General features: G+C 73.6%; 6 protein-coding genes. 2 read left to right on the top strand and 4 right to left on the bottom strand.

The genetic code is table 11. The features are described 5' to 3' along the window. On the bottom strand, nucleotides 1-407 hold a 407-nt coding region (locus ABYE80_RS18340; RefSeq protein WP_372791746.1), incomplete at its 3' end, for an MFS transporter. A 122-nt stretch (nucleotides 408-529) separates the two neighbouring features. Here ABYE80_RS18340 and ABYE80_RS18335 point away from each other — a divergent pair. After that, entirely contained in the window at nucleotides 530-1,204 is a 675-nt protein-coding gene (locus ABYE80_RS18335; RefSeq protein WP_372791745.1) for a TetR/AcrR family transcriptional regulator, read from the top strand. 55 nt (nucleotides 1,205-1,259) lie between these two features. Here the strand turns inward: ABYE80_RS18335 and ABYE80_RS18330 are convergent, their stop codons facing one another. Next, nucleotides 1,260-2,012, bottom strand: a complete 753-nt coding sequence (locus ABYE80_RS18330; RefSeq protein WP_372791744.1) for a sulfite exporter TauE/SafE family protein — start codon at nucleotides 2,010-2,012, stop codon at nucleotides 1,260-1,262. Nucleotides 2,013-2,087: 75 nt separating this feature from the next. On the opposite strand from ABYE80_RS18330, the gene ABYE80_RS18325 reads away from it, so the two are divergent. Continuing rightward, nucleotides 2,088-2,888 carry a tyrosine-protein phosphatase gene (locus ABYE80_RS18325; RefSeq protein ID WP_372791743.1) on the top strand — a complete coding sequence of 267 codons (801 nt, stop codon included), beginning with the start codon at nucleotides 2,088-2,090 and terminating at the stop codon, nucleotides 2,886-2,888. A gap of 134 nt (nucleotides 2,889-3,022) precedes the next feature. Here ABYE80_RS18325 and ABYE80_RS18320 read toward each other — a convergent pair whose 3' ends face one another. Together ABYE80_RS18320 and ABYE80_RS18315 are read right to left on the bottom strand one after the other, a co-directional pair. Next, nucleotides 3,023-3,310, bottom strand: a complete 288-nt coding sequence (locus tag ABYE80_RS18320) for a hypothetical protein (RefSeq protein WP_372791742.1) — start codon at nucleotides 3,308-3,310, stop codon at nucleotides 3,023-3,025. A 160-nt stretch (nucleotides 3,311-3,470) separates the two neighbouring features. Further along, on the bottom strand, nucleotides 3,471-3,750 hold a 280-nt coding region (locus ABYE80_RS18315; RefSeq protein ID WP_372791741.1), incomplete at its 5' end, for a hypothetical protein.

The following is a 3,750-nucleotide window of genomic DNA, read 5'->3' as shown; positions in this document are numbered from 1 at the left end:
TCCGCGGGGTCGGTGAAGATCGTCGAGAGCAGCGAGAGCGCGGCCGGCGCCAGCAGCGCGCCGAAGAGGCCCTGGAGCGCACGGGCGGCGACGAGGACGCCGAAGCTGCCGGCCGCCCCGCCGATCGCCGAGGCGACGGCAAAGCCCACGAGGCCCGTGACGAAGACGCGCTTGCGCCCGTAGAGGTCGCCCAGGCGACCGCCGATCAGCAGCAGGCTGCCGAACGCCAGCGCGTAGGCGGTGATGACCCACTGCCGCGACTCGTCGGAGAAGGCGAGGTCGCGCTGGGCGGTGGGGAGCGCGATGTTCACGATCGTGGCGTCGAGGACGACCATGAGCTGAGCGATGCCGATGACGGCGAGGATCTGCCAGCGGTGACGGTGCTGCGCGGCTTGGGAGGGCGACATGCGAGAGGTCCTGGATCGGAAACGGAGAGAGTTCTCAACTTCGTGACGCAGACCGTAGCACGTAACCGGAGGCTTTCTCTCCATTTGGAGATCTGTGCTCCATTTCACGCTAGGCTGTGTCCATGAGCAGCCCCGCCTCATCGACGCCCGGACGGCCGCTGCGCAAGGACGCCGAGCGCAACCGTCGCCGGGTCCTCGAGGCGGCTCGCGAGGTGTTCGCGGCGCGCGGCCTCACCGCGTCCCTCGACGACATCGCCCATCACGCCGGGGTCGGCGTCGGCACCGTCTACCGCCGGTTCCCCGACAAGGAGCAGCTGATCGACGCCCTCTTCGAGGACCGCGTCGCCGAGCTGCAGGGGGTGGCCGAGGAGGGTCTCGCCCTGGACGACCCGTGGGAGGGACTCGTCCACTTCCTCATCCGGTCCAACGAGCTCCAGGCCGCCGACCGCGGCCTGAAGGACGCCGTGCTGGGCGGTGCCGAGGGGTGCACGCGCGTCGCGCACGCCCGCAGCCGGATCAGCCCGCTCGTCGCACGGCTGCTCGCCCGAGCCCAGGCCGCCGGCGCGGTCCGGGCAGACGCCGACATCACCGACCTCGTCCTCGCGCAGATCGCGATCGGCGCCGTCGCCGAGGCCACGAGCGAGGTCTCCCCGGACACCTGGCGCCGCTTCGTGACCCTCATCCTGGACGGTCTGCGGACCGGGGGGACCGAGTTCCCGGCACCCCCCCTGGACGACGCGCAGCTCGAGCAGACGCTCGTCGCCGCGAGTGCCGCCGCGCTGCGGCGCCGCCGCTGAACCGGCACGGGATCCGACGGCCGCGGGTCGGGCACACCGCCCGACGGGCCTCCCCTCAGAGGACGAGCTGCAGGATCGCCGCGATCCCCACGACCACGACGACCATCCGCAGCGTCCGGGGCGACAGGCGACGGCCGATCCGGGCGCCCAGGACGCCGCCGAAGACGGCACCGACGGCGATGAGCGCCGCGGCGCCGTAGGCCACGTCCGCCACGAGCACGAAGACGAGCGCCGACACGCCGTTCGCGGTCCCGGCGAGCAGGTTGCGCAGCGCGTTGACGCGCTGGAGGTCGTCCGGCAGCGCGGTCCCGAGCAGCGCGAACAGCAGGATCCCCTGGCCCGCCCCGAAGTAGCCGCCGTACACGCCGGTGACGCCCACCCCCGTTCGCAGCGCCCTCCCGTGCTCGGGTGCCCCGTGCGGGCGGCGCGAGGCGACCCAGGCGGAGACCCGCGGCTGGAGGACCACGAGCACGAGCGCACCGGCGATCAGCACGGGCACGATCGCGCGGAACCACCCGGCCGGGAGCTCGAGCAGCAGGACGGCGCCGAGGACCGCACCCGCGGCCGAGCGCGCGACGAGCGTCAGCGCGGGCCGCCAGTGCCCGCGAAGCTCCGCCCGGTACCCGTGGACGGCGGCGAAGGATCCCGGGACGAGACCCAGGCCGTTGCTGACGTTCGCCACGACCGGCGGGTAGCCCACGGCCAGCAGCACGGGGAACGTCACGAGCGTGCCGGACCCGATCACGGCGTTGATCGTCCCGGCCGTCAACCCGGCGAGCAGGACGGCGATCGCTTCCAGGACGGACATCGGCGCCCGCCACCCTACGGGTCGTGGTCACCCCCTGGTCACGAGCCCGACGATCCCGTGCCGTACCGTGTCGGTGTGGCTGACACGACTTCCCCGACCACGGCGATCGACCTCGACGGGACCGTCAACACCCGCGACGTCGGCGGGATCCCGCTGAGCGACGGCGCCGCCGTGCGGCCCGGCGTGCTGCTGCGCTCGGACAACCTCCAGGACCTGTCGGCACGCGACATCGCGACGCTGGTCGACGGCATGGGCCTGCGTGCGGTGATCGATCTGCGTACGGAGTACGAGCTCGTCAGCGAGGGTCCCGGGCCGCTGGAGGCGGACACGAGGGTCCGCATCGAGCACCGCTCGCTGTACCCCGAGACGGGCGGGGGCACCGACCTCGACCTCGCCACGATCGTCCCGTGGGGCGACGGACAGGGAGCCGACCTGCCGGACGAGACGCCGACGGTCCGCGCGTACCTCGGGTACCTGAAACGCCGGCCGGACTCCGTCGTGGGCGCGCTGCGCACCATCAGCGAGTCCGACGGCGCGACCCTGGTGCACTGTGCCGCCGGCAAGGACCGGACCGGCGTGGTCGTGGCGATCGCGCTCAGCGTGGCCGGCGCCGACCGCGACGCCATCGTCGCCGACTACCTGGCGACCGCGGAGAACATCGAGGCGATCGTCGCGCGGCTCGCCGCCTCCCCGACGTACACGCGCGAGATCAGCGCTGACGACCCCCACGTCCACGCGCCCCGCGAGGGGGCGATGGAGCGGGTGCTCGAGCTGCTGGACCGTGACCACGGAGGCGTGCCGGACTGGCTCGAGAGCCACGGCTTCGGCCCGGACGAGCAGGCCGCGCTGCGCCGCCGGCTGCGGTCGGACGGCTGAGGGGCGCGGACTTCGCGCACCCGCGACACCGGTCGACGCCGAGACCGGTCGGCCCGAACCGTCGATGCACGGCAGAAGGCCGCCCGCCGCGGGGAGGCGACGGGCGGCCGGCTGCGTACTTCCGCCCGCGTGGGTCAGGCGGGGTGCGGCGCCCTCGGGCGGGAGGACCTGGGGCGCAGCGGCGTCACGTCGACCGTGGGAGTGGTCGTGACGGACGAGGGGATGCCGACGGACTCGGCGGTCTCGGCAACGGTCGGCGTCGTGACCCCGTCCGCCAGCAGCGCGACCGCGCTACGGCAGATGAGTCCGGCGACGACGATGATGAGCGCCAGGGTGACCGCCACGGCGGCGGTGCTGGCAGCGGTCCACATCCAGATCTCGGCGGCGATGACGCCGTAGACGACTCCGAAGGCGAGAACCATGAATGCTCCGGGTGAGCGATCGAGATAGCGCATACCAGGATCGTCACCGAGAGCCGGGGCACCGCCCACAGGGGATTCCCGACGACCGCGCGCGGGCATCCCCGTCACGCAACCCGTAGTTGTCCGCGGGTCCCACCGGAAAAGCGCGCGTGCACCGCCGTCACCCGCCCGCGACGAGGCGCCGACCCTCGAGATCGGTGAGGAACGACGAGAGCCACGGCGCCGCCACCTTGGTGGGCGGCCACCACAGCGCGCTGGTCGACGCGGTGCCCGTGCCCTCGGGGTCCCGCAGGTCCGCGGCGAGGAAGAGCGGCCCCTCCGATGTGCGGAGGAGACCGCGCAGCACCGGCGGGCCGGCGTCCTCCCGGATGGGCGCCCCGGCTTCGAGCGCGATCCGCGTCGCCACGCGATCCGCTGCGCGGGCGGCCATGCCCCCGTGC

Source organism: Paraconexibacter sp. (assembly GCF_041602235.1).
In the GTDB taxonomy this organism is placed as follows: domain Bacteria; phylum Actinomycetota; class Thermoleophilia; order Solirubrobacterales; family Solirubrobacteraceae; genus Paraconexibacter.
This window is presented reverse-complemented; position numbering and strand designations above follow the sequence as displayed.